23 protein-coding genes and 1 pseudogene are annotated in these 24,801 nt (G+C 37.7%); 3 read left to right on the top strand and 21 right to left on the bottom strand.

Annotated features, from left to right (window positions below; all coding sequences use genetic code 11):
• Nucleotides 1–210: 210 nt before the first annotated feature.
• The 14 genes from AB1I62_RS04840 to sfsA form a co-directional block, all read right to left on the bottom strand.
• Nucleotides 211–1,404 (bottom strand): GNAT family N-acetyltransferase, encoded by a 1,194-nt coding sequence (locus AB1I62_RS04840; protein WP_002355922.1) that lies wholly within the window; start codon nucleotides 1,402–1,404, stop codon nucleotides 211–213.
• A gap of 57 nt (nucleotides 1,405–1,461) precedes the next feature.
• Nucleotides 1,462–2,856: a glycoside hydrolase family 1 protein gene (locus AB1I62_RS04835; protein ID WP_002355921.1), complete on the bottom strand. Its 1,395-nt coding sequence runs from the start codon at nucleotides 2,854–2,856 to the stop codon at nucleotides 1,462–1,464.
• Nucleotides 2,857–2,939: 83 nt separating this feature from the next.
• Nucleotides 2,940–4,217, bottom strand: coding sequence for a PTS sugar transporter subunit IIC (locus tag AB1I62_RS04830; RefSeq protein WP_002355920.1), 1,278 nt, complete (start codon nucleotides 4,215–4,217; stop codon nucleotides 2,940–2,942).
• A 65-nt stretch (nucleotides 4,218–4,282) separates the two neighbouring features.
• Nucleotides 4,283–4,603, bottom strand: coding sequence for a PTS lactose/cellobiose transporter subunit IIA (locus tag AB1I62_RS04825; RefSeq protein ID WP_002355919.1), 321 nt, complete (start codon nucleotides 4,601–4,603; stop codon nucleotides 4,283–4,285).
• Nucleotides 4,604–4,625: 22 nt separating this feature from the next.
• A complete protein-coding gene (locus tag AB1I62_RS04820; RefSeq protein ID WP_002355918.1) occupies nucleotides 4,626–4,952 on the bottom strand; it encodes a PTS sugar transporter subunit IIB in 327 nt (108 codons plus the stop codon).
• Between the two features lie 275 nt (nucleotides 4,953–5,227).
• The gene (locus tag AB1I62_RS04815; protein WP_002355917.1) at nucleotides 5,228–5,638 is read right to left on the bottom strand and encodes a DUF3284 domain-containing protein; all 411 of its coding nucleotides are present in this window, start codon (nucleotides 5,636–5,638) and stop codon (nucleotides 5,228–5,230) included.
• Nucleotides 5,638–5,838 carry a DUF3188 domain-containing protein gene (locus AB1I62_RS04810; protein ID WP_002355916.1) on the bottom strand — a complete coding sequence of 67 codons (201 nt, stop codon included), beginning with the start codon at nucleotides 5,836–5,838 and terminating at the stop codon, nucleotides 5,638–5,640. The genes AB1I62_RS04815 and AB1I62_RS04810 overlap by 1 nt, the downstream gene beginning before the upstream one ends.
• A gap of 13 nt (nucleotides 5,839–5,851) precedes the next feature.
• On the bottom strand, nucleotides 5,852–6,070 hold the full coding sequence (locus AB1I62_RS04805) for a hypothetical protein (RefSeq protein WP_002355915.1): 219 nt from the start codon (nucleotides 6,068–6,070) through the stop codon (nucleotides 5,852–5,854).
• Nucleotides 6,071–6,113: 43 nt separating this feature from the next.
• Nucleotides 6,114–7,577 (bottom strand): PTS sugar transporter subunit IIC, encoded by a 1,464-nt coding sequence (locus tag AB1I62_RS04800; protein WP_002364646.1) that lies wholly within the window; start codon nucleotides 7,575–7,577, stop codon nucleotides 6,114–6,116.
• A 141-nt stretch (nucleotides 7,578–7,718) separates the two neighbouring features.
• Nucleotides 7,719–8,036: a PTS sugar transporter subunit IIB gene (locus tag AB1I62_RS04795; protein WP_002355913.1), complete on the bottom strand. Its 318-nt coding sequence runs from the start codon at nucleotides 8,034–8,036 to the stop codon at nucleotides 7,719–7,721.
• A 228-nt stretch (nucleotides 8,037–8,264) separates the two neighbouring features.
• Entirely contained in the window at nucleotides 8,265–10,970 is a 2,706-nt protein-coding gene (locus AB1I62_RS04790) for a sigma 54-interacting transcriptional regulator (RefSeq protein WP_002355912.1), read from the bottom strand.
• Nucleotides 10,971–11,014: 44 nt separating this feature from the next.
• A complete protein-coding gene (locus tag AB1I62_RS04785) occupies nucleotides 11,015–12,316 on the bottom strand; it encodes a DEAD/DEAH box helicase (RefSeq protein ID WP_002414731.1) in 1,302 nt (433 codons plus the stop codon).
• Between the two features lie 26 nt (nucleotides 12,317–12,342).
• Nucleotides 12,343–13,341, bottom strand: a complete 999-nt coding sequence (locus tag AB1I62_RS04780) for a Gfo/Idh/MocA family oxidoreductase (protein WP_002383416.1) — start codon at nucleotides 13,339–13,341, stop codon at nucleotides 12,343–12,345.
• Nucleotides 13,342–13,446: 105 nt separating this feature from the next.
• Nucleotides 13,447–14,178, bottom strand: coding sequence for a DNA/RNA nuclease SfsA (gene sfsA, locus AB1I62_RS04775; protein ID WP_010823484.1), 732 nt, complete (start codon nucleotides 14,176–14,178; stop codon nucleotides 13,447–13,449).
• A 198-nt stretch (nucleotides 14,179–14,376) separates the two neighbouring features.
• Here sfsA and AB1I62_RS04770 point away from each other — a divergent pair, with 198 nt between their 5' ends.
• The 3 genes from AB1I62_RS04770 to zwf all read left to right on the top strand — a co-directional run bounded on the left by AB1I62_RS04770 (nucleotide 14,377) and on the right by zwf (nucleotide 17,108).
• Nucleotides 14,377–14,745 (top strand): DUF4828 domain-containing protein, encoded by a 369-nt coding sequence (locus AB1I62_RS04770; RefSeq protein ID WP_002397919.1) that lies wholly within the window; start codon nucleotides 14,377–14,379, stop codon nucleotides 14,743–14,745.
• Between the two features lie 171 nt (nucleotides 14,746–14,916).
• Nucleotides 14,917–15,585: a metal-dependent transcriptional regulator gene (locus tag AB1I62_RS04765; protein ID WP_002358896.1), complete on the top strand. Its 669-nt coding sequence runs from the start codon at nucleotides 14,917–14,919 to the stop codon at nucleotides 15,583–15,585.
• Entirely contained in the window at nucleotides 15,585–17,108 is a 1,524-nt protein-coding gene (zwf, locus tag AB1I62_RS04760; protein ID WP_002355906.1) for a glucose-6-phosphate dehydrogenase, read from the top strand. The genes AB1I62_RS04765 and zwf overlap by 1 nt, the downstream gene beginning before the upstream one ends.
• 51 nt (nucleotides 17,109–17,159) lie before the next feature.
• Here the strand turns inward: zwf and ileS are convergent, their stop codons facing one another.
• The 7 genes and pseudogenes from ileS to ftsZ all read right to left on the bottom strand — a co-directional run bounded on the left by ileS (nucleotide 17,160) and on the right by ftsZ (nucleotide 24,783).
• The gene (gene ileS, locus AB1I62_RS04755; protein ID WP_002381313.1) at nucleotides 17,160–19,940 is read right to left on the bottom strand and encodes an isoleucine--tRNA ligase; all 2,781 of its coding nucleotides are present in this window, start codon (nucleotides 19,938–19,940) and stop codon (nucleotides 17,160–17,162) included.
• Between the two features lie 388 nt (nucleotides 19,941–20,328).
• Nucleotides 20,329–20,952 (bottom strand): annotated as a pseudogene (divIVA, locus tag AB1I62_RS04750) (cell division protein DivIVA); the annotation flags it as partial.
• A 151-nt stretch (nucleotides 20,953–21,103) separates the two neighbouring features.
• Nucleotides 21,104–21,886, bottom strand: coding sequence for an RNA-binding protein (locus AB1I62_RS04745; protein ID WP_002355903.1), 783 nt, complete (start codon nucleotides 21,884–21,886; stop codon nucleotides 21,104–21,106).
• A gap of 26 nt (nucleotides 21,887–21,912) precedes the next feature.
• Nucleotides 21,913–22,170 carry a YggT family protein gene (locus AB1I62_RS04740; protein WP_002355902.1) on the bottom strand — a complete coding sequence of 86 codons (258 nt, stop codon included), beginning with the start codon at nucleotides 22,168–22,170 and terminating at the stop codon, nucleotides 21,913–21,915.
• A gap of 28 nt (nucleotides 22,171–22,198) precedes the next feature.
• Entirely contained in the window at nucleotides 22,199–22,843 is a 645-nt protein-coding gene (locus AB1I62_RS04735; RefSeq protein ID WP_002355901.1) for a cell division protein SepF, read from the bottom strand.
• Nucleotides 22,844–22,856: 13 nt separating this feature from the next.
• Nucleotides 22,857–23,534 (bottom strand): YggS family pyridoxal phosphate-dependent enzyme, encoded by a 678-nt coding sequence (locus AB1I62_RS04730; RefSeq protein ID WP_002358890.1) that lies wholly within the window; start codon nucleotides 23,532–23,534, stop codon nucleotides 22,857–22,859.
• Nucleotides 23,535–23,550: 16 nt separating this feature from the next.
• Nucleotides 23,551–24,783, bottom strand: coding sequence for a cell division protein FtsZ (gene ftsZ, locus AB1I62_RS04725; RefSeq protein ID WP_002355899.1), 1,233 nt, complete (start codon nucleotides 24,781–24,783; stop codon nucleotides 23,551–23,553).
• Between the last annotated feature and the right edge of the window lie 18 nt (nucleotides 24,784–24,801).

The following is a 24,801-nucleotide window of genomic DNA, read 5'->3' as shown; positions in this document are numbered from 1 at the left end:
TTTATCTATTATTTTTTTTGCCGCCGATCAAGAATCATTTTTCCTAAATAATAAAGTCCTGTCGCAATAGCTATATATTGCCCAATTTTATTATTGCGTGCAACTTTTTCTTGTTTCGTTTTCGCCATTGTCCCCATCACCTTTCTAAAATAATTCTTTTTACATTTTTATTATAGTAGGTTCTGTCATTTTTTGCGAATAAACACACTTTTAAAAATAATCTTCTAAAATTGGCATGCCTTTGACTAAACGTTGTCCTAAACGTTGAGCTGTCGTTGCGTCTCCTTGCAAGCGTTCATAAAAAGATAACGTCTCTGCTGAACGATAGCCCAAGAATAGTTGCGTCCACGTTTGGATATCTGCTTTCAAAGCAGCAGTCCCTTCTTTTTCCGCAGCACCTTTAGTCACTGTTGCTTTTCCTTGTTCGTCAATTGTGATTGTCCAAATGCCTTCATTCCATGGCCCATAGGAATCTTCAATCTCTAAAGAATACGTTTCTTTTTCTCCTGATTGAAATGGATATTTTTCCAGAAATGTTTGTAACTCAACGATTCGTGCCATCATGTAAGGTAAAATTTTTACAGAAGCTGCTGGCGTTGGCATTAAATCATTTAAATCTTTTCCAGCAAAACCATTAATCCAATGGAACGATTGAACGGAACCACTATGTGAGCCAATAAACCCAGCTAAAGCTTTAAAAGCTGTATTAGTTAAATAGTTCCATTCTACGATTTCAAAGGTGCCAGCAGCTATCCGATAAATCACATAGCCTTCTGCTTTCCCTTCTGACGAATAATAAATCGCTTGATTATTTGGTTTACTTGCACGATTCAGCGTATAATCCAGCCACCAAGTTTCACGGATCACACCACCAGAGTGCGCTCTTTGATTTTCAAGGTATACGTCTTTAATGACCTCTTTACCGTCAGCCCAAGAAACTCGTTTAATGGTACCCGGAACTCGTTTAACACGTGGCCAATCTTCCGTTTTAATTGTATACTCTGCTTGTTCAAATGTTTGTTCATAGCCATATTGACGATAAAATGGATATGAAAACGGTGCTAAGTAAGAAAGGGCAACCTTTTGTTTCGCTAAATCAGCCAACATTTCTTTCATAATAGCAGAGATGCCGCCTTCACCACGATATTCTGGATAAGAAGCCACATAGCCAATTCCAGCCATGGGATAGCGGACACCATGGAAATTCACTTGAAAAGGTGTCGCCATCACTTGACTTGTTAACTGCTCATCAATTAGGAAGCCATAGCTTTGCGTATGTGACAACAATTTTTCAAAACGTTCTTGGCGTTCCGCCGTGGGTTCCTGATTAAAAGCATAGATAACAAGATCAAACATCTCTTTCATTTCTTCTTTGCCCATTTTTTTGACTCTTTTAGTTGTCATTTTCTTTCCTCCTCGCACATTGTATCAATTCATTTTATCACAGAAACGGTTCTCTTTCTAAAAGCCGTTATTTGCTGTCATTTCTTTGAACCAACGACCGCTTTTCTTAATGGTCCGTTTCGCATCATCATCTAAATCCACAGCGATGAAGCCATAACGATTTTTATAGGCATTGAGCCAAGACCAGTTATCCATACACGTCCACATATGATATCCTTGAACATTACTACCTTCTTGAATCGCTTGGTGCACCCATTTCAAGTGATCTTGCACGAATTCAATCCGATAATCATCTTCAATGACTCCTTGTTCATTGACAAAGCGTTCTTCTCCTTCTACGCCCATGCCATTTTCTGAAATGTAGCAGCGAATGTTGCCATAATTTTCTTTTAAATTCATTAATGTATCATAAATACCTTTTTCGTAGATTTCCCAGCCACGGTAAGGATTCATTTTTTTGCCAGGCATATCGTAGACATCATAAAAATCTTCTGGAAGTAAGCCTTCTGGTCGTGTTTCAACAGGTGTTTCTTTTGCTTTGGCACGACGTGGTTGATAGTAGTTTACTCCTAATAAGTCCACAGTATTTTCAGCAATTATTGCTAAATCTTCTGGCGTTGTTTCTGGCAATAAGTCATTTGCTTTCGCCCAAGCAACCATATCTTCTGGAAAATGACCTTTAACAGCCGGGTCTAAAAACGAACGATTAAAGAAACCATCGACAAATTTAGCCGCATTTACATCGGCTTCGTTGTGCTCATCACGAGGATAAGTCGGCGTTAAGTTTAAAATAATGCCAATTTCACCTGATAAGTTCATAGAGTGATAGACGGCAATCGCTTTGGCACTAGCTAAAGCTTCATGATAGAGTACTTGAATCCCTTCTTTTAGATTCACTTTATCAGGATAATGCCAGCCATAGAGATAACCACCTTCAACTGGTACAATTGGTTCATTGTGCGTAAACCATTTTTTCACGCGATCGCCAAACAATTCAAAACAGGTTTTGGCAAAGTCAACATACAAATCAACCACTTCACGGCTTTCCCAACCGCCTTTTTCTTGAAGTACCATCGGCATATCAAAATGATACAAGTTCATAAAGGGCTCAATCCCGTGTTCTAATAAATCATCAATGACTTGATTATAAAAATCAACTGCTGTTTGATTGACTTTTCCTGTTGTAGGATCTGGAATTAAACGGCTCCATTGAATGGATGTTCGAAAAGAGTTATGTCCCGTTTCTTTCATTAACTGAATATCTTCTTGGTATTTTTTATAAAATTGTGAGGTCTTATCTGGACCGACTTGTTGAAAAAATTTTTCTGGCGCTTCTTGATACCAAAAATCCCAAATATTTTGACCTTTACCATCACCTTCAAAAACGCCTTCTGTTTGAGGACCGCTGGCTGCAGAACCCCACCAAAAATTTTCTGGAAATTGATATTTCATGTTATTTGCTCCTTTACGATTTAATCATTAAAAAAAGGATTGAACCCTCCGTAAGAGTCCGGACGATTCAATCCTTCGATTTTTTACTCAGCTGCTTCTGCGGCTGCTTCTTGTTTCAAGTATTGATCTGTTGCTACTTTTACGAAAGGCATGTAGATCAAAATAGAAATCAATAAGTTAACAGCTGCTAAAACTCCGCCGGCGATACTCTTCGTTGCTAAAAATCCGCCAATAATTGGTGGTGTTACCCAAGGTGGCATAAAGGTTGCAGCTGGTACTAAACCAGTTGCTGTCGCCACATACGCAACAGTTACAAGAACCATTGGGACTAAAATGAATGGGATAAACATAATTGGGTTTAAAACAATTGGTAAACCGAACATGACTGGTTCATTAATATTAAATAGTCCTGGTGCTAAACTTAAGTTTGTAATGACTTTGTATGGTTTGTTACGACGACCAACGATAAAGATAGCAATTAACAGACCTAATGTTGCCCCTGTTCCACCTAAGTTTACAAATGAATCAAAGAAAGGTTTGTTTACAATATAAGGAATTGCTTTACCTGCTTCTAAAGCTTTAATGTTCGCATCAATCGCTGGTACGTTGATTGTTTGCATTAATGGGTCAACCATGTTGGCACCATGTAAACCAAAGAACCATAAGAATGGTGTAATGAAAGCTAACAATAATGCTGATGGGTAGCTGTTTGCAAGTCCCATAAATGGTTGTTGAACTGCTTCATAGAATGAAATAACGATATTGTCAATTCCTAAAGCAAATAGAATTGATGTGATTAAACTAAATAAACTGATTGTAATCATTGCTGGTAATAATGCCGCAAATGATTTTGCTACTGCTGGTGGTACACCATCAGGCATTTTGATAACTAATTTAGGATTGCCAGATAAACGTTGGAATAGTTCTCCTGAAATAAGTGCAATAATCAAAGCAATAAATAATCCAGTTGCGCCCATACCTTCTAAGCCGCCAACTGCGAAGAATGAAGCTACAGAAACTGTACCGGCTGCAATGCCGTCTTTTCCATAAGATTTAACTAAATTGTGTGCTACTAAAAAGGCTACTAAAACGGCAAAGATTGCGAATGTACCGTTCCAAATGTTACCACCAAAGCTTTTCCAAATTGGTGCATCGTTATACATCATTGGGAAAATTTTGTTTAAAAAGTCCTCATATCCTGGAATTGGAATATTATTAATTAATACCGCCAAAGCCCCTAAAATCATTAATGGCATCGTTACGACAAACGCGTCACGAATTGCTACCAAGTGCCGTTGCGCTGCGATAACTGACGCTTTCGGCATAAAGTGTTTCTCCATCCATTGAACAAATCCGTCCATTGTTATTCCTCCTAATTAACGCTTTCTCAAGCGCGTTTTTCTTATAAGACGCATTGACAACGAGATTACTCGTTATCAATACGGCGATAAAGATCGATAATTTCTTTTGCTAAATCTGTAAATGCAATCGCAGTCATTAAATGATCTTGACTGTGCACTGTTAACAATGTTACTTGCATGTTATTGCCTTTTGCTTCTTCTGTTAACATTCCTGTTTGCGAATGATGTGCATGTACAAGTGATTCTTCTGCATCTGCAATTTTTTTGTCTGCTAATTCAAAATCCCCCGATTTTGCTGCGGCAATCGCTTCCATTGCATCGCTTTTAGCATTTCCGCCATACATGATTAAACCCATGATTGCTTCTAAGTTCTGTTGTCCGTCCATTACCTCTACCCCATTTTCTGCTCTAGTTTGATGATCCCATTAATGAAATTGCTTGATCTAAAACTTTTTCGCCATTCATCATGCCATAGTCCGCCATGTTAATGACATCTAAAGGAATCCCTTTTGGTTGTAATTTTTGTTCAAATTGCCCTTTCATGAAACGAACTTGTGGACCTAAAAGTAAAACATTCACCTCTTTATTTTCCAAGTTTGTATCTGCTTCAGAAGCCGATACTGCAAAGATGTCTGCTTCCATGCCACGATCTTCTGCTGCTTTTTGCATTTTTGTTACTAATAAACTTGTGCTCATTCCTGCGGAACAAACTAACATAATTGTTTTTTTTGCCATTTTCCTTCATCTCCTAAATTCTCTTTGTTTTGCTTTACACCTTTATATAAGCAAGAAGCGTGCCAAGTTTTAACACATTGAAAACCTTGATATGACAACGTTTTTCAACATGGAAAGCGTGTACACACTAAAAATAAAACGATTACACACAGCTTTTTTGTGTGCGTTTCCAAAATAATAGGGCCACAAAAAAAAGTGAGCGATAAGTCGAAACGACTCATCGCTCACTTTCTAAAGCTGAAGAGAATCAACTGGACAAAAGCCGCTTTTTCCCTTTAAGCAGTTTCCATCATTTTAAGCATTTTATAAAACTGTTTCTTTTTAAAATAACTTAAAAAGATACCTAATACTGCATCATTCAGTTTTTGTAACGCCCCATAAGAAACCATTGTTTCTGTATAACGCAGTTCACAGCTTTTTTCATCAATTGGCTGGAGCTCATACCGCACCGAGAAATCATTTTTAGTTGTGGATGTTCGAAATTGATAGGTCTTATTTTCTACAGCTTCTTCAATAACTATTTTCGCGCGACTATTTTTACTATATTCTTTGATGTATTCAAACTTACGCAACTGCTTTCTTGTAAGAGTTTTGCCTGTTTGCTTACGGATATCAAAAATAACAGAATTCATTAATTGCGTGTAAAATTCATCTGCTGAAATAGTTAATGTTTTCGTAATTTCCATTACCGTTTCACCTCATCCTTTGTCGCCTCTTCTTCAGCAACTTTTTTTCCTTTAAAAAACAGGTAACCACCAAGTCCAATGAAAAAAATCCCCGTTGTCAGACTTAATAAATCATAGTTTAAGGAGCTGGGATTCAACGAATACAAAACAATCAAGAAGCCAATACTACATAAAAATAATCCATTTCTAATCATTTTCATCCATCCTATCTTTTTAGACTACCGTTGCTTGGAAGTATAAAACGCCACCCCAAGGTTGTTCCTTAATCAGCTGTTTTGCAACTTGTGCAGCAGTTTCAGGGTCTCCTTCAACTTCAAAAAATAACTTAATACCATTCTTTTCTTTAAAAGTAAATGTTTCATTTTCCCCTTGATATGCCTCTAATAAAGTAATAATTTCCTCTTGCTTCATTGCACTTGCAATCGAAATCATGCTGCTCGCTCCTTTCTATACAAGTAATTGCTGTTTTTATTGCCTATTGCTCACTTTCGCCTAATGCAGGATCCATTTTGTTAGCAGCGATAACAAACGGTGTCCAAATCAAGAAAGTGACTACCATACATACCAACGCTACGATTGGTGCGCGCCAGTCGGCACCTGTCGCTAAGAAAGATAATAGCAACGGCGGTGTCACCCATGCGACTTGTTGAGAAACTGGGGCGACTAGCCCAAGATACGTTGCAACCCAGCCAATTGTAGTAGCAACTAATGGCGCAATTACAAATGGAATAAACATAATTGGATTCAGAACAACTGGTAAACCAAACATAATCGGTTCATTGATATTAAAGATCCCAGGTCCTAATGATAATTTACCAACTGTTAAATAATCTGCTCGTTTGGAGAATAACAAGATTGCAATAATTAGGACAATTGTACCGCCTGAACCACCAAACCAAGCAAAAGCATCAAACGAACCACGGACCCACATGTAGGCTTTACCGTCGTCAATAGCGGCTAAAACCGCAGCTGTTCCTGTTTTTCCTTCATAACCTTTTTGGAAAATATCAATATTGATTAATTGTGCTTGTCCCCAAATTCCTTCAAGAACTGGTGCCAAAACGTTTGGACCGTGAATACCAAAGAACCAGAAAATTTGAACAAAAACCGTTACGATTAACACAGCGCCTAGTCCTTGTGATAACCCAAGGAACGGTTCCGCGATATATTTTTGAATTAAGTCAATTAATAATTGACCGCCTGAAAGTTTTGACACCGTAAAGTTAATAATTGCTACGACATACAATGCGATTGTTGCTGGTAAAATTGCCGCAAACGCTTTTGAAACTGCTGGTGGTACAGAATCAGGCATTTTTATTGTTAAATCCGCTTGCATTAATTTACAAAAAATAATGGTTGATAAAGCGCCCATAATCATCACTGTAAAGAAAGCGTTACCATTTAGATGGTTGAGATTTAACCAACCCCATGGATTGACAGTCAATTGATTATTAGCAATTGACGCACCAATTTCTGCCCCATTAATTGCGTTGGCAATCTTTTCTGGCACTTTTACAGCTAATTCAGCTGTGTTATTTGGTGCAAAAGCAACACCTGAAATTAAGGTAGCTAAACTGACAATCCCACCAGCTAGCTCATTCACATTGTATGCTTTCGCTAAGTTATAGCCCCAAGAAAAAGCGAAAATCAAACCAGCGATAGCCAATGTACCATTCCAAACAAAACCATTAATCCCAATGATGACATTCAATACTGCAAAAATACCTTTGTCTGCTTCCAAACTTGCCGCATAAGTTGAGACAAACTCTTGGGGAAGATCTCGAATAATTGCGTTAATCATTACGGCGACTGATCCAGCCATTGTCGCAGGTAATGTACCAATAAAAGCATCCCTTAGTGCCACCAGATGTTTCTGTGCACCAATTTTTGCGGCAGTTGGTAAGATATATTTTTCCATCCATGCCATTAATCCGTTCATTTTTATTCCTCCTGTATCCATTTATATTTATTAAAAAGGCAGTAGCCTCATTAAACGAATGAATCGAGCGTACAAAACAAAACCTTTGGTAACATGCACTATCCTTGTTTGCTATTCACTTTTCCTAAACGTTTTAATTCCTTATCCCATTAATGAGATTGCTTGATCTAAAACTTTTTCGCCATTCATCATGCCATAATCTGCCATGTTAATTACATCTAAAGGAATCCCTTTTGGTTGTAATTTTTGTTCAAATTGCCCTTTCATGAAACGAACTTGTGGACCTAAAAGTAAAACATTCACCTCTTTATTTTCCAAGTTTGTATCTGCTTCAGAAGCCGATACTGCAAAGATGTCTGCTTCCATGCCACGATCTTCTGCTGCTTTTTGCATTTTTGTTACTAATAAACTTGTGCTCATTCCTGCGGAACAAACTAACATAATTGTTTTTTTTGCCATTTTTTCTTCATCTCCTTAAAAGTTATGATGTTATACACTTTATTTATAGCAATAATTGTGCCAAGTTTTCCCCTCATTAAAATACTGATATAACAGCTTTTGTCATCGAAAAAAGCGTGCACACACTAAAAGAAAACGCTTACACACATGAAATTGTGTGTAACTTACAAAAAGAAAACATCAAGAAAAAAGAGAGCGTTTTCTCATTTCTTGATGTTTTTTTATTTATTATTGTTTACTTTTAATTTCATTTTCTAAAAACATTTGGGTAACATGCGCAACTTCCGCTTCTGGAATCGTCACACGATACGCCCGTTCAATTAACATAAAATTCGTGCGTACGACATCGATTTCTAAACGATGTGTTTTAACATATTCCGCTAAGTTTGGAAAAGTTCTTGCTTCTTCTCCTTTAATTAAAGCATCTACCAGAAAAGCCAAATGAATCATGATTCCGGCATCCACCCCTGGTTCAACAATAATATGCATGTCTGTTTGTATTTGATGAACTGTTTTTTGTAACATGAGAATTAATTTTTGTAAGGAGTCCACAGAAGTAATGACGCCACTTAGTGAATGAACAATTGTATCAATCGCCACTTCATCACTAGCAATCCGTTTCAGTACATTTAATTTTTCATCATCAAAAATATCATAGACGGAAAAGAAAGGAATATTTTGATATTCAACATCCACAGTTCCCGCAATGGCCTTAATTTCATATTCTTCCATCAAGTTGTCGATATGTTTTTTAAATGTTTCTCGTTCAATAAATTGCATTTGAATCAGTTCTACTTTTGTTTCATCAATAACGGGTAAGATTCGTTGGTATAGTTTTGCGGCGACCCCTTCTCCTGTAAAGCACGTCACGATTACTGCTTTTTTTACGTTTTGACGTTTTTGCAGACTAGAGCGAAATTGTTCTCTCACAACGCTTTCAAAAGAAAGTTGAATATTTTGGTAAATGTCCTCTAAACTTCGTCCCACGCTTGCCATTCGAATAGCTTCTAAGACAATCATTGTGCTCGTCATTGTAATCGCCTTCGTTCGGATACCTGTTTCTTCAAACAACATATTTCCAAACGAATTTAATGAACCCATATCCGTCAGTAATAAAATCCCATTATTTAACGATTCTTTTTGCGTAATTACTTGGTTTCGTAATTGTTCATACATTGTTTGAACTTCCATCGTTAACGGCATATTCATCGCTGTTCCGATTGATGTTCCTAAAAGTTCTTGGGCGGTTTTCAACATACTTGAGGCAGTAGAATCCCCATGCATTAAGACGAACACACCAACATTATTTTCTGGAGTTCTTTCTTCTTTACCGACATTTATAGATAAAAACATACTAATAAAGCCAATTTCATCGAAAGGAATCTCTATGTTGTTCTCTTCTTCAATAATAGAAGATAAATCTAAGGCTACTTGAAATTCTTTTTTCATGTTTTTACGGACATTATTTAAATCAGGATGGACAATCACATGACCTTCTTTGACACGTTCAATCGTACTTTGTAAATGAAGCGCAAAGGCAAAGCGTGCTGTTTCGTTGTACGTGTGTTCCAAACGCTCTTCTGCGATATCATAAAGACGATTCGTTAAGTCCCAAATAGCTTCTGGTAATAACTCCTTATGTAAAGAATGTTGGGTTAATTCTTCGACATAATTTTTAAAATACGCATTCATATCTTTGGAAATCAATTCTTCTAAATCAACATTTTCTAAGTCAGCTTCGGACAAGTCAGCGACTTTTTCTTCGATTTCATTGTAAACTTGCATGTCTCTAGCTGGATCTTGTGACCAAACAATTTTGTTGGTGCCTGGCTGGAAAGATAAATAATTACTTTTACTATCGACAAATTGATCCAAGCGCTCAGGTACTTCTTTAATTTTTAATAATCCTTTTTGGACAGGTAACGACAAATCCCGTTTACGGATAACCAAATGTTCTAAATTGTGCGTCCGATAATAAAGAAATGACTTAGCACAAACTAATTTTAAGTCCCGCTTCACCTGACCAATATTTCCTTCTGCATCGTATAACATAAAAGCCAAAACTGCTTCGCGTTCGATATCAATTTGTTGGCCCAAACGTGTTGCCTCTTGCTGAATAAATAACGAAATGATGGCATAACGCTCATCTAGCGTCCGTGCATCTAAAGATGGTAATGTAATCGACATCGGAATCCGCCGATTAAAAGTGGTTAAAAAGTTTTCTGAGGATTCCGTTGTCGCACCAATAATTTGAACAGAGGCTTCATAGGTTTGGCCACTTTCTCCTAATGGACGGTACACGCCTTTATCAATAAACGTAAAGAGCATTTCTTGACCTTCTGGCGGTAAGCGATGAATTTCATCTAAAAAGAGAATCCCGCCATCTGCTTTTGCCATTAAGCCTGGACTATCTTCATTCGCACCAGTATAGGCGCCTTTTTTTACCCCAAAGATATGACCAAATAATAATTGTGGGTTTTGTGCATAATCAGCACAATTAAAAGAGACAAAAGGGGCATCTTCATCTAAGGTTTTTGAATCAATGGCAAAACGGTACATACATTCAGCAAAAAGAGATTTCCCTGTTCCTGTTTTCCCAAAAATAATCGTATGCAAACCTCTTGGTGGATATAAAATAGCCGCCTTGGCCTGCTGAATACTCACTTTTAAAGAATCATTGGCACCTACTAATGTGTCAAAACTAACAGAGGTAGACTCATCTACATGGACTTGTTCTCCTTCATTGATTGTTGGCACTGAATAGATAACAGGACGTCCAGTACTTCTAGTAATTTTCTTTTCTTTGAATAATTCATTTAAATAACGGCTGGCATTACTGCGATCAATCATTAACTGTTCTGCTACCGCTCCTGCCGTTAAGCCAGTTTCATTTTTTTGAAGTAACGCTAAGATTTCTTCCTTCCGAGATTTCATGGAATCCTCCTCGATACAACGTTCTGCTTGAAGCTCGTAAAGCGTTATTTCTTCGCTTTACGAGCTCCTTTGTTTTTCGTGTTTTTCTTTTTGTTTTTCTTCTTTTTGCGTGTTTCTTGCGGTTCTTTGACAACAGAATTTACTGTTTCTGGTTTTCTTTCTTTCGTACTCTTTTTTTCTGAATACGTATCTTTGACTACGTTCTTTTTTTCTAGTTCATCTTTGGCTTTTGGCTGTTCATGAAGTGCACCATCATATAAAAAGATTTCCTGATAGGGAATGGCCAATTGTTTCATCAAACGTTGATAATCCCTTTTGGTGCCATCGTTGATAAACGTAATCACTGCCCCTTGTGCACCCATCCGGCCAACGCGACCAGAACGATGAATATAGCTCTCTTCGGTTAAAGGAACATCTACGTTTACGACGTAAGGGACCCCTGTGAAATCTAAGCCCCGTGCCGCAATATCCGTGGTTAGTAACAACTTCACTCGTTCTGCTTTAAATTGATCGATCGCCAATTTACGCAACTGTTTACTTTGATCTGAAGCCAGACCAATAGCCGGCACATTCTCATAAACTAATTTTTCTTCTGCTGCACCTAAATCAGCAACTTGATTGAAAAAGACCATACTTCTGAATGCTTCTGTATGGGCCAAACGACGTAAGTAATCAGCTTTTTTTCTTGGTGCTAACCGAATAAAGTAGTGGACGACTTGACCTGCTGAAGTATCTTCTTCCGTCACATCAATCACCTGTAATTTTTGGCTTAAAGATTGCGCTTGATTCACGACACGATCAGCAGTCGCTGAATAAAAAACAAGTTGGTATTCGGTTGGTGTGTGTGTCAAAATTTGCTTGGTTAAACTTAGCTCTTCCTCTTGGAAAAGTTGATCAACTTCATCCATTACAATTGTTTTTAACAACTGAGCTTTGACTTTTTTGTTCTTCATTAACTCTAAAATCCGACCTGGCGTTCCGATTAACACTTCGGGACGTTTTTTTAACTTGTCAATCTGGCGTGAAACATTTGCCCCGCCGATTAACGTTTGAACCGTTAATTGAAGTGGCTTAGCCCAAGTCCGAGCAACTTCAGCAATTTGCATAGCTAATTCTTGAGACGGAGCAATAATCAACAATTGATTTCCCTGTCCTTTTTCAACAGTTAAGAGTAAAGGCAGCATATAAGCAAGTGTTTTTCCAGTTCCTGTCGGCGAAATTCCTAAAACATTTTCTCCTTCGCGAAGGGGCGTAAAACTTTTTTCTTGAATTGTTGATGGTTCGTTAAAGCCAGAAGCTTGCCACTGTTCTTGCCAAGCCTCTGGAAGTTGTTCTAAAAATCTCATATTGTTCCTTTCCTATCGCTTAATTCTTATTTATCAGCATCAAAAATAATGCCGGCACTATGACGTAAATCAGTGACTACTTTATTGACATTTCGAGCAAGCTCAACCCATTCTTCATACTTGGTGCCCCAATACTTATCTGTTGGGTTATTTAAAACTGCTGCAAAATCACGAGCTTCTTCAATCATTGGATTATCGGCTACTTGAATATCTAAGACATCACGTTCTTCATGTGCGCGATCATGGTACTCAGCCGAAGAAATAGCATTGACACTGTCTAAAATCAAGGTCCCGTTTTCAAAGTAAATTTCGGATGGCGCAAAAGAATCACTAATTTTCCCAGTATTTAACGTCACGTCAAACTGATCATAACGTAAAATAATTGTTCCTAAGCCATCGACACCTGTCGCAATTTTACTAGCAAAATAATGGCTTTCCTTTGGTACGCCAAACCAACCTAAGGCTGCATAAACTAAATAAACGCCTAAATCCGCTAAGGCTCCCCCAGAAAAATGAGGAGAAAAAATATTTGGCTCTTTGCCTTCTAATACTTGATCATAACGAGAAGAATATTTCATATACGTAAAATTCGCACCTAAAATTTGGTTTTTTAATGGCAATAATTCAGCAATTTTTTGGAAACTTTGCTCATGAATATTACGGGCCGCTTCAAAGAAATACACACGATTTTTATTCGCTAATTCAATAATTTCTGCCATCTCATCAGGCGTTGAAAAAGCTGGTTTTTCAACAATTACATTTTTTTTCGCTAAAATTGCTTGTTTCGCTTGTTCAAAATGTAATGAATTTGGTGAGGCAATATAAACCGTATCCATATGTGCAATACCAAAAAACGTCTCTAAATCAATTGCATATTCCACATCCCCATAGCGAGAACCAAATTCTTGTGCCGTTGCTAGTTTCCGAGAATAAACAGCCGTTAAATCATACGCACCCGTTTCTAAAGCTGCTGCAACAAATTGATGACTAATCCAATTGGTACCAATTACGCCTAAATGTATCATAATCAAAAACCTCCATTTTTTGTTTATTTACTCTCTTTATAATAGTAATCTCTCGTACAAAAGTCACGTAATTACCCTGCCTTAAAGCGCTAGGAGTTCTTCAAGTTATTTATTAGGATCATCAAATGCCTGTAATAAATCAAAGGTTACCTGTGACTTAAGTTCAATCGTTGCTGGTGTTACGTGGCAATTGTAAGCAAGGACTTGCACACCTTGATCAATTGCAGCACCCACATTTTCAGCAAAGGCGGGTTGCATCTCTTGGTGAATCGTTGCTTGCTTAATTTCTTCAAATTGGACCACAAACAAAACGTAACAGCGGTAACCCGCTTTAGTTGCAGCCATTAGTTCAGTGACATGCTTCAAGCCACGAAGTGTTGGCGCGTCAGGAAAAGCACCGATGCCTTTATTTTCTAAAGTCATGCCTTTCACTTCGACAAAAGCTTGTTCGTCTGCATCCGTTTCCACTAGAAAATCAAATTTTGAATGTGCAAATCGTTGCTCACGTTTAACAGTTTGGATCGTACCAACTAAACCAGGAAGCACAATTTGACCATTTTTTAACGCTTCATTGACTAATGTATTCGGTACTTGGCTATCAATATTAATCCAAAAAGAACCTTTTTTTACTGCAATCAAATCGTAATCTGTTTTTCTTTTAGGCGATGGTTGATAACTAAGCGCCACAACAGCACCTGGTAAAAAAACTTCTTTCCCTCTGCCAGTATTTTTGACATGTGTGATTACTTCTTCATTCGTTTCCATTAAACGACAGTGTGCAATAAACCGATTGGGTCGTTCGATAAAATAAGCAAGTTGGACATTCGGGTACTTCATACACAGACTTCCTTTCTTACACACTATACCATAAAAAAACAAGGAAAAGTATAGACCAAAACCAACAATTTTACTATCTTGTGTCAATCATTAAATATTTGTCAATTCTCAGCGATTTAGTCGAATATTTTAGACAAGTTCTATATAATAAAGGTAACGAAGACGAATAAATGAAAATGAAGGTTAGGAGGAATTTCTTTGAAAAAACATTGGACTTTCTTGGTTGGTGCATCTTTACTTACTGGATTAGCAGGCTCTATCCTCTGGAAAAAAAATAAACAGCTCCCTTCCCCACAGGAGCTTCAACACAACTATACTGGACATTGGTGGTTTGTAGACGTGAAGAAAGCCACGCAACACACCTTGGAAATCACCTCATCTTTCAATGTTTTCATTGATGGCAAACAAATGCATGCCTTGCTTGTTGAATTAACCCCTAAACGCTTAGTTATCTTAGACAAGTTAGGTTACCATTTAATCATTCAATGTGAAAATGGTGTCCCTGCGACGCTTTACGATGAAGCCGACGACGAAACCTACACACTAGAACGGGCTATTTACAATTAATAAATCACCCACGACACATAAAATGAAGTATGTGCGGTGGGTGATTTATTTTTTTACATCCCTTGCAAAAGCATTCAGAAAGTTTTCTTACAACTTGAATATTATTAAATAGTCAAATGCGCCTTTTTCTGATAAACTTAGGATGATGTTTTTTTGAAAGGATGAGCCCCTATGACACCAAATCGCGAAGACTATCTAAAATTAATTTTTGAATTAGGTGGCGACGAAGTTAAAGTGAATAATAAACAAATTGTTTCTGGACTCGATGTTTCGGCAGCTTCGGTTAGTGAGATGATTTCAAAGTTAGTAAAAGAAGATTTGGTTGAGCATTCTCCTTATCAAGGGGTACAATTAACTGAAAAAGGCTTAAAAAAAGCGAGTACGTTAATTCGCAAACACCGAATCTGGGAAGTCTTTTTAGTAGAGCACTTAAATTACACTTGGAATGATGTGCACGAAGAAGCAGAAGTTTTAGAACATGTTACTTCACAGACGCTTGTGAACCGTTTAGCGGATTATTTAAATCATCCAGAATTTTGTCCACACGGTGGTGTTATTCCCGAAGATAATCAACCCATTCATGAGGAGAAACGCCAAACGTTAACAGACTACCCTGTTGGCACAAAAATTCGGATTGCACGTGTCTTAGACGAAAAAGAATTACTGGATTATTTAGTTTCCATTGATTTAAATATTCAAGAAGAATATACGATTAAAGAAATTGCTGCATATGAAGGACCGATCACCATTTATAATGAAAACAAAGAATTATCCGTCAGCTTTAAAGCAGCAAACACAATTTTTGTTGAGCCGTTGATTAGAGAAAGTGAGGAAAACTAATGAATGAAAAAGTAGCATTATTTACTATTTTCGGGGGGACAGGTGATCTTGCCAAACGCAAATTGTATCCTTCCCTGTTCCGCTTATATAAAAAAGGATTATTAGCTGAGCGTTTTGCGGTGATTGGTACCGCACGTCGGGAATGGACAGACGAATACTATCGTGAAATCGTTCGTGAAACCATTCAAGACTTAAATCCTACGGCCGAAGAGGCAACTGAATTTTCTAGTCATTTCTATTACCAATCACATAATGTGAATGATACGGAACATTATAATACCTTAAAAGAATTATCTGATCGCCTAAATGAACAATACCACTTAGAAGGCAATCACGTTTACTATTTAGCTATGGCCCCTCAATTCTTTGGAACCATTGTTAATCACTTGAAATCACAACATATTATTTCGGAAGAAGGCTTTGATCGTCTAATTATCGAAAAGCCATTTGGTTCTGATTATGAATCTGCCTACGAATTAAATGAAGAAATTCGTGCTGCATTTCCTGAACAAGATATTTTCCGAATTGACCATTACTTAGGCAAAGAAATGATCCAAAATATTTCAGCCATTCGTTTTGCCAATAATATTTTTGAATCACAATGGAACAATCGTTACATTGATAATGTCCAAATCACCTTCGCTGAAAGCTTAGGTGTCGAGGATCGTGGCGGCTATTATGACCACAGTGGCGCACTAAAAGATATGGTTCAAAATCATATTTTACAAGTCGTTGCTTTGCTTTCTATGGAGCCTCCTGTTGCCTTTTCTGAAAAAGAAATTCGGACTGAAAAAGTAAAAGCTTTACGTGCCATCCGCCTTTATTCTGAAGAAGAAGCCCTTCAAAATTTCGTGCGTGGCCAATACGGCGAAGGTCAGCTAGCTGATCAAACATTTGCAGCCTATCGTGATGAACCAAATGTGGCAGAAACTTCATCCACTGAAACTTTTGTTGCTGGTAAATTTTTAATTGATAATTTCCGTTGGTCTGGCGTCCCTTTCTATGTTCGCACAGGTAAACGATTAACTGAAAAAGGCACACGTATTAACATCGTCTTTAAACAAGTACCTATTAATGTCTTCAAAGATGATACGTGTGAAGAATGCGATAAAACCGATTTACCACCGAATGTTTTAACTATCTATATCCAACCAACTGAAGGATTTTCATTAACCTTAAATGGAAAAGAAATCGGTCAAGGGTTCAATACAACTCCAGTGAAACTTGATTTCCGTCAAAGTGCTGAAATGACTGAAAATAGTCCAGAAGCATACGAAAAACTTCTATTAGACTGCCTAAATGGCGATAGTACAAACTTCTCTCATTGGGACGAAGTTGCCCAATCTTGGCGCATTGTTGACATTATTCGACATGCTTGGGATAAAACAGACGTTTCTTTCCCTAATTATGCCGCTGGCACAATGGGCCCGCAAGCTGCCTTCGACTTATTAGAAAAAGATGGCTTTACTTGGGAATGGCAACCAGATAACTGGTACCGTGACCGCGGTCAACTTGATCAATAAATAAGCCAAAAAAGATCCGCTAGTTAACGACTAGCGGATCTTTTTTCTTGTTTATTCGAATCCTTCAGCAACCGCTTCTGGATAATTTTCTTCAACAATGTGTGCACAACGGCCACAAAGTGTTGGTAATTTTTCATCTGAGCCGACATCTTGACGAACGGAACGACAACGGTCGCACGTTTCGCCTTCTGCTTTTTCAACTAAAATAGCCATGTCTTCAAATTGAACAGCTTCACTAGGTGCTACTTCTTTTGATACTTCAAAGTCGGAAACAATTAGTAATTGAGCAATATCTGCATCAACAGCTGTCATTAATTGACGAATTTGTTCATTTGGATAAACAGTTACTTTAGCTTCTAACGATTTACCGATTAATTTAGAATGACGAGCTTCTTCCAACGCTTTTAAGACATTGTCACGGAAATCCATAAAGGCTGCCCATGTATCCATCAATTCTTCTTCATTAGTAAACGTTTCGTAACCTGGGAATTCAGCTAATTGCACATACTCTTCTTCTTCTTGTAAGAAACTCCAAATTTCTTCCGCTGTATGTGGAATAATTGGTGTCAATAATTTTGTTAATGAAACCAATGTTTGATAGAAAACAGTCTGCATACAACGACGTTGATAATCATTTTCTGCTTCAATATAAACGACATCTTTCGCAAAGTCTAAATAGAAAGAAGATAGATCCACAGTTAAGAAGTTCATAACTGTCCGATAAATATGCATGAAATTATATTTTTCATAACCATTTTCACGGATTTCTTGAATGACTTGATTTAAACGAACCGTCATGTATTTATCTACAGAACGTAAATCAGCATAAGCTACAGTATGCTCAGCTGGATTAAAATCACTCGTATTCGCTAACAAGAAACGCATAGTATTACGGATTTTCCGGTACACTTCAGATACTTGGTTTAAGATATCCATTGAGACACGCACATCGGCTTCCGCGTCAACACTACTTACCCACAAGCGTAAGATATCTGCACCCATTTGATTGATAACTTTTTCAGGTAAGATAGTATTGCCTAACGATTTACTCATCTTACGGCCTTCGCCATCGAGAACCATCCCTTGAGAAATAATTGATTTATAAGGCGCTACTCCATTGATAGCGACACTTGTTGTAATACTTGAGTTAAACCAACCACGATATTGGTCAGAACCTTCTAAATACATATCTGCTGGGAAAGTTAACTCTTCTCTTTCTCGTAAAACTCCTTCATGTGAAGAACCTGAGTCAAACCAAACGTCCATGATATCTGTTTCTTTGGTAAACTCGCCATTTGGTGAACCTGGATGTGTAAAGCCTGCTGGTAGTAACTCTTTTGCTTCACGCATAAACCAGATATTTGATCCATGTTCTGCAAATAAATTCGCTACATGTTCAATTGTTTCTGGCGTAATGATGGCTTCCCCATTTTCAGCATAGAAGATCGGTAATGGTACACCCCACGCTCTTTGGCGAGAAATTACCCAATCACCACGGTCACGAATCATATTATACAAACGTGTTTTTCCCCAAGGAATTAGCCAGTCAACTTTCTCAACTTCATCTAAAATATCTTGACGGAATTTAGAGATTGAAGCAAACCATTGTGGCGTTGCACGGTAGATAACTGGTTTTTTGGTACGCCAGTCATGTGGATAACTATGCGTAAAGAAATCTAATTTTAATAACGCGCCTTTTTCTTCTAATAACTCAGTAATCATTGGATTCGCTTTGTCATAGAAAATTCCTTCAAAACCAGGTGCTTCATCTGTAAAGACCCCACGGCTGTCAACAGGAGAAATAACAGGTAAATCATATTTACGGCTAACGATATAGTCATCTTCACCATGTCCTGGTGCGGTATGAACTAAGCCAGTCCCGGCATCTAGCGTCACGTGGTCGCCTAGCATAACAAGTGATGTTCGATCATAGAATGGATGTTGAGCTGTCATACGATCTAATTTTTCACCAGAAAATTCTCGCAAGACTTCTACTTCTTCCCAACCAATCGCTTCTTTAACTGTTGTTAATAAATCTTTAGCAATTACAAATTTACGACCGTCTGCCTTCACTTCAACATACGTAAAATCAGGATTAACTGAAATACCTAAGTTGGCTGGTAATGTCCAAGGGGTTGTCGTCCAGATGACGAAGGCTGTCTCGTTATCTAAAAGACCTTTACCATCGGCCACATTAAAAGCTACGTAAATAGAAGGTGATTTTACATCTTTGTATTCAATTTCTGCTTCTGCTAAAGAAGATTCACTTGAAGGAGACCAATAAATTGGTTTTAAACCTTTATAAATATAGCCTTTTTCTGCCATCTTACCAAAAACACGAATTTCTGCTGCTTCATACTCTGGATCTAACGTAATGTATGGATGTTCCCAATCGCCTGACACACCTAAACGTTTAAAATCGTTACGTTGTTTATCGACTTGTGATAAGGCATACTCTTTACATTTTTCGCGATACTCAGCGACAGTCATTTCTTTACGTTTAACCCCTTTATTGGTTAACACTTGCTCAATTGGTAAACCATGGGTATCCCAACCAGGCACATAAGGAGAACGGAAACCAGACATTGATTTTGAACGAATAATAATATCTTTACTGATTTTATTCAAAGAATGTCCTAAATGAATATTTCCGTTTGCATACGGAGGGCCATCATGTAAAACAAAGGTTGGTTTTCCTTCGTTTAATTTTTGACGTTGTTCATATAACCCTTTTTCTTCCCAGTCTTTTTGCCATTCTGCTTCACGGTTTGGCAAGTTCCCACGCATTGGAAAAGCTGTTTTTCCTAATTGCAATGTTTCTTTCATTTTCATATGCATTTGCCTCGCTTTCATTTTATCGATTTAATTGTGTTAGTTCATACTAAAGATGAACGATAGCTGATAAAAGTAGATAAAAAAAGAGTACTCCATCCCAAGGGACGAAGTACTCGTGTTACCACCCAAATTCAAAGTAGAGTTGCCCCTACTTTCTCTGAAATTGATAACGGTAATTATCCGGCAGTTCCTACTCAAGTGTTCAGAACTGCATCTAGGATAGAGGATCTGTTTAATGCCAGTGTCTGTCAAACTTTCACTATCATTGACTCGCTGCTAAGAATAAACATTAAACGTTCTGTTCTATCTATTTTGATTCTTCTTCAATTGTTTCTTCAGTGACTTCAATTACAGGCTTTTTTTCTACTACAGCATCTGTGTTCTCTTCAGAGTTTACAACAGTTTCATTTTCGTTGTCAAGGGCTTGTTCATCAAGAATTTCCTTAACTGCTGTATGTTTGTCTCCGACATAACTAGAAAAAGGCTTTAAAATTTCTTCCCACTCTTCACTCTTTACTTGCTCTAATTGAGTTTCAAGCATTAAGCTTAAGCGTTGATGGAAGACACGTGTTTTCTTCTTCAAGTCTTCTGTTTCCCCAGCTAATTGGCGGGCACGTTCAATTGCTTCTGCTAAGATTTGTGTTGATTTCGCTTCAGCATCTGCAATCATTGCATTTGATTTACGTTCAGCTTCTACCAAGGTTTCTTTGGCTTGGTTATCTGCCGAAGTGATAATCATTTCTGATTCTTTATTGGCACTTGATTTCACTTTATCAGCGGTATCTTGTGCAACAATAATTGATTGGTTCAATGCATCTTTCAATTCATTGAAGTATTGTAATTTTTCTTCTGCGTGTTTTAATGATTTCTCAAGTTCACGATTTTTTTGTAATGCATCTTCATAATCACGTGTGACTTGATCTAAAAAGTCATCTACATCGTCTTGGTTATAGCCTCTCATTTTTGTTGAGAAGTCTTTGTTTTGAATATCTAATGGAGTTAATGCCATATTCCTTCACCTCTTTGGATTATTTTTGTAAAACCCCTTATGAACACATTCTCATACTAATCCTGAAATAGCAAATATCTTACTTTTTTTATTATACACAACTTCGTCTGAATGAACAGCCAAAATGGTTTTCTTAAACAAAAGTTCGAGATTATTTTCTCAATACCCCTAAGAGGACACGAAATTTTTCTTTCTTTGTTTTTCCTTCTAATTCTTGAATCTGAAGGCGCCCAAATCCCCGTATCGAAACAATATCTAATAAGTCTAAAGCAAAATCTGGTCGTGTCGTTTCTGTCCAATTGACTTTTACTTTACCAGATTCGATCAATTGTTTTGATCGCTGCCTTGAAATATTAAATACGGCGGAAATCACACTATCCAGCCGCAAAGAGCTCATAGTCGTTCGCTCTTCCTGCCAACCATCCTTCGGTATCAAAATTTGTGTATAATCACGCTCTTCTAAACGAACAGTAATTTTACCAATTTTGTCGACTTGGTTAACAACGAAGCCAGCTACTTCTTGTGCTATAAAAACCTGCCACTTATCACCATCGGAAATAATATCTCCAAAGGCTTCCCTACGAACCCCAACATTCATCAAGGTGCCTAAAATTTTCCCATGAGATAATGTCGCAAATTTAGATGGATAAATAATTTCAAATAATACAACACCAAAATCTGTCTCTTCTGGTATGTAATACGCTGGATAAATCAAGCAGCGTTTTCGTTCTGCTTGCTCATAACCACCATAAAAAGTAAACGATAAATCACTGTTTTGTCGAATCAACGTTTCCAAAATATACGCCTGTCTAGGATCAAGAAAGTCTGTCAAATAAGGCGCGTATTGCATCTCCACTTGCTCTAGCCAATCCCCGACAGTGTCAATAAAAGGATGTTCATCTTTGCGGAAATGTTGATACACATTTGCGTTCATAGATAAATCATCCTTTCTAAAAGTTATTAATAAACAATAGCTCGTAAAATGACTGCTAAGCCACCCGCTGCTAGGTTAAGGACAATAATCCCTACCATTACGTTAAATCCAACCATTCCAATCCTTAAATTCAAACGGTCAAACAAACTTAAGTATGGTTCACAAATTCTAGAGAGCAAACGCCCGAAAGCAGAATCATATGCTCCTGGAAACCATGAAAGTAGCGCGTAAATCACTAGTAATCCTGAATAGATTTGAACGCCTTTGTATAATAGAGTAATCAGTGTTGCGATAATAACACCTCCCTAAGGCTTAGAAATCAAAGAATTGTTTGTTGGCTAAAGATTGTGCTGTCGCACTATCAATTTCCATATTCGCTGGTGTGCATAAGAAGATTTCATTGCCAACGCGCTGAATATCTCCGTCTAAAGCATACACAGTACCAGTTAAGAAATCAACGATGCGTCGTGCTTGGTCTTCTTCTACTAATGTAAAATTAACTAGCACAGCTTCTTCAGCAAATAAATGTTTCGCAATGCTCATTGCTTCTGAATACACACGTGGTTCAATAATAGTAATTTTATGTGTTTTTGCATTGGCGGTGCTTTCTTGTGCTCGTCTTGTATTCGTAGTCGCTGATTGATTAGAACTACGCATAGAAACCACTTTTTTCTCTGTGTAAGCAGCTTGTTGTGTGTCTCTTTCTTGATGCGCTTCAGCAGAACGATAGCGTGCAGAAGGTTTTTCAACTACAGGCTCACTTTGTTGTGTATAAGCTGGCTGACTGTAACTTTCCTGTTGTTGAACAGGGCGTTGTGGTTTAGGCCGAGCTGCACGACGCGGTGGTTCATTAACTGCTTTGCGCTCTTCATATTCTTCGTAGTTATCATAATAATCATCTTCTTCGCCAGATAAGCCAAAAAAGCTCGATAACGCATCCTTGTTAAAAATTGACATAAATTCCTCTCCTTTACGCATCTCTGAATAACGCTGTTCCGATTCGTATAAAAGTTGCACCTTCTTCAACTGCGATTGGGAAATCGTTACTCATTCCCATGCTAAGTTCTGTACAAGGAGCAAAAGATAAATGTTTCTCATTTACGGTCATTTGCAGCTCTTTTAATTCTCTAAATGTTGCATGTAATACTTCTTCACTTGCCCCAAAAGGTGCCATAGTCATTAGACCGACGATTTGAATTTTGTCCAAATCAGCAAGTTCTTGAATGAAAGGTAAGACGTCTTCTTTACGAAAGCCGTGCTTGCTTTCTTCCCCAGTTATATTCACTTCAACAAAACAACGAATAACTTTCGTTGCTCTTTTTTGAATTTCTTTGGCTAGACTCAGACTATCTAATGCATGAAAATAATCTATCTCATTAATAATTAATTTTACCTTCCTACGTTGTAAATTACCAATTAAATGCCACTGAATATCATTAAATTTTTCCAATCCAGCTTTCTTTTCTAGTAACTTATCTACTCGGTTTTCAGCTAAATTCTGGACACCAAGCTGAACAAGCTCTGCTGCTTCCTCAATTCCTACTGATTTAGTGACGCCAATCATTGTCACATCAGCAACAGAGCGCTGTGAGCTTTTGCATGCTAGCTGAAGTTGATTATTAATATTTGTTAAGTTTTCAGCTATCATTTCTAATCGATGCTCCTTATCGTTTTCTGCGGAAAAATGGTGGCGTACTTAATTCGTCATCATTGTGATTTGGTTCTTCACGGTGGAATGTGTCAAATTCTTTTTTGTCTACTTGTTCTAATGAAGATTCATCAACTTTTGGACGTGTATTTTGTTCTCTGCGAATATCCCAATCGCCAAAAGCACTTGCTTCTTCTTGTGATTTTGGTTGATCCATTTCCACAGATTGAGTTGTTTGTTGCATTGGTTGAACCGCTTGTCTTGTTTGACGGTGCGGTTTTCTATCCTTTTTTGATTCATCAATACCTGTAGCGATTACTGTTACACGAATTTCGTCGCCTAAATCTTCGTTGATTGATGTACCTAGGATGATGTTCACATCACCTGAAGCAGCATTTGTAACGATATCTGAAGCATCTTGTGCTTCAAACAAGGTCATATCTAAGCCACCAGTAATGTTTAATAAGACTTGTTCCGCACCATCGATTGATGTTTCTAACAATGGTGAAGAAATAGCTTTTTTCGTTGCTTCAATTACACGTTCTTCGCCGCTCGCTACACCAATTCCCATTAAAGCTGTTCCTTGGTTTTCCATCACTGTTTTCACGTCAGCAAAGTCCAAGTTTACGTAACCTGGTGCAGTGATTAAATCTGAAATCCCTTGAACACCTTGACGTAATACATTATCAGCTTCTCTAAATGCTTCAAGCATTGGCGTTTTCTTGTCAACGACTTCTAATAAGCGGTTGTTTGAGATAATTAATAGTGTATCAACGTTTTCTTTTAATAAGGCAATTCCTTCAGCGGCAAAACGACCACGTTTTGGACCTTCAAAACTAAATGGACGAGTTACTACACCAACTGTTAAAGCGCCTAATTCTTTAGCGATTTTTGCAACTACTGGCGCAGCACCTGTACCAGTTCCGCCACCCATACCAGCAGTAATGAAAATCATATCCGCGCCTTGTAATGATTCTGAAATCACTTGTTCACTTTCTTCTGCAGCTTTTTGGCCAACTTCAGGTTGTGAACCGGCACCTAAACCACGAGTGTATTTAGGGCCTAATTGAATCACTGTTTCTGCTTTTGAATGTTTTAATGCTTGAACGTCTGTATTGGCTGTGATAAATTCCACGCCTTTAACGTTTTCTTCGATCATACGGTTTACAGCGTTTCCGCCGCCGCCACCTACACCGATAACTTTAATGACTGCACCGTTGTTAATGTTATTGTCTAATGAAAATTCCATGATATCGTATCCTCCTGT

The organism is Enterococcus sp. AN402, assembly GCF_040719405.1.
GTDB classification, from domain to species: domain Bacteria; phylum Bacillota; class Bacilli; order Lactobacillales; family Enterococcaceae; genus Enterococcus; species Enterococcus faecalis.
The sequence above is the reverse complement of the archived record's forward strand: the minus strand, read 5'-3'. Positions and strand labels throughout refer to the sequence as shown.

Coding starts and splice junctions, on each gene's coding strand:
- AB1I62_RS04790 (WP_002355912.1), bottom strand. CDS start 10,970: ATGAAATCTCGGAAGGAAGAAATCTTAGCGTTACTTCAAAAAAATGAA.
- ileS (WP_002381313.1), bottom strand. CDS start 19,940: ATGAAAATGAAAGAAACATTGCAATTAGGAAAAACAGCTTTTCCAATG.
- AB1I62_RS04765 (WP_002358896.1), top strand. CDS start 14,917: ATGACACCAAATCGCGAAGACTATCTAAAATTAATTTTTGAATTAGGT.
- AB1I62_RS04825 (WP_002355919.1), bottom strand. CDS start 4,603: ATGGACGGACAACAGAACTTAGAAGCAATCATGGGTTTAATCATGTAT.
- sfsA (WP_010823484.1), bottom strand. CDS start 14,178: ATGAAGTACCCGAATGTCCAACTTGCTTATTTTATCGAACGACCCAAT.
- AB1I62_RS04815 (WP_002355917.1), bottom strand. CDS start 5,638: ATGGAAATTACGAAAACATTAACTATTTCAGCAGATGAATTTTACACG.
- AB1I62_RS04810 (WP_002355916.1), bottom strand. CDS start 5,838: ATGAAAATGATTAGAAATGGATTATTTTTATGTAGTATTGGCTTCTTG.
- AB1I62_RS04805 (WP_002355915.1), bottom strand. CDS start 6,070: ATGATTTCGATTGCAAGTGCAATGAAGCAAGAGGAAATTATTACTTTA.
- AB1I62_RS04785 (WP_002414731.1), bottom strand. CDS start 12,316: ATGAGATTTTTAGAACAACTTCCAGAGGCTTGGCAAGAACAGTGGCAA.
- AB1I62_RS04800 (WP_002364646.1), bottom strand. CDS start 7,577: ATGAACGGATTAATGGCATGGATGGAAAAATATATCTTACCAACTGCC.
- AB1I62_RS04795 (WP_002355913.1), bottom strand. CDS start 8,036: ATGGCAAAAAAAACAATTATGTTAGTTTGTTCCGCAGGAATGAGCACA.
- AB1I62_RS04735 (WP_002355901.1), bottom strand. CDS start 22,843: ATGTCAATTTTTAACAAGGATGCGTTATCGAGCTTTTTTGGCTTATCT.
- AB1I62_RS04780 (WP_002383416.1), bottom strand. CDS start 13,341: ATGATACATTTAGGCGTAATTGGTACCAATTGGATTAGTCATCAATTT.
- AB1I62_RS04745 (WP_002355903.1), bottom strand. CDS start 21,886: ATGAACGCAAATGTGTATCAACATTTCCGCAAAGATGAACATCCTTTT.
- AB1I62_RS04820 (WP_002355918.1), bottom strand. CDS start 4,952: ATGGCAAAAAAAACAATTATGTTAGTTTGTTCCGCAGGAATGAGCACA.
- zwf (WP_002355906.1), top strand. CDS start 15,585: ATGAATGAAAAAGTAGCATTATTTACTATTTTCGGGGGGACAGGTGAT.
- AB1I62_RS04840 (WP_002355922.1), bottom strand. CDS start 1,404: ATGACAACTAAAAGAGTCAAAAAAATGGGCAAAGAAGAAATGAAAGAG.
- AB1I62_RS04730 (WP_002358890.1), bottom strand. CDS start 23,534: ATGATAGCTGAAAACTTAACAAATATTAATAATCAACTTCAGCTAGCA.
- AB1I62_RS04830 (WP_002355920.1), bottom strand. CDS start 4,217: ATGGACGGATTTGTTCAATGGATGGAGAAACACTTTATGCCGAAAGCG.
- AB1I62_RS04835 (WP_002355921.1), bottom strand. CDS start 2,856: ATGAAATATCAATTTCCAGAAAATTTTTGGTGGGGTTCTGCAGCCAGC.
- ftsZ (WP_002355899.1), bottom strand. CDS start 24,783: ATGGAATTTTCATTAGACAATAACATTAACAACGGTGCAGTCATTAAA.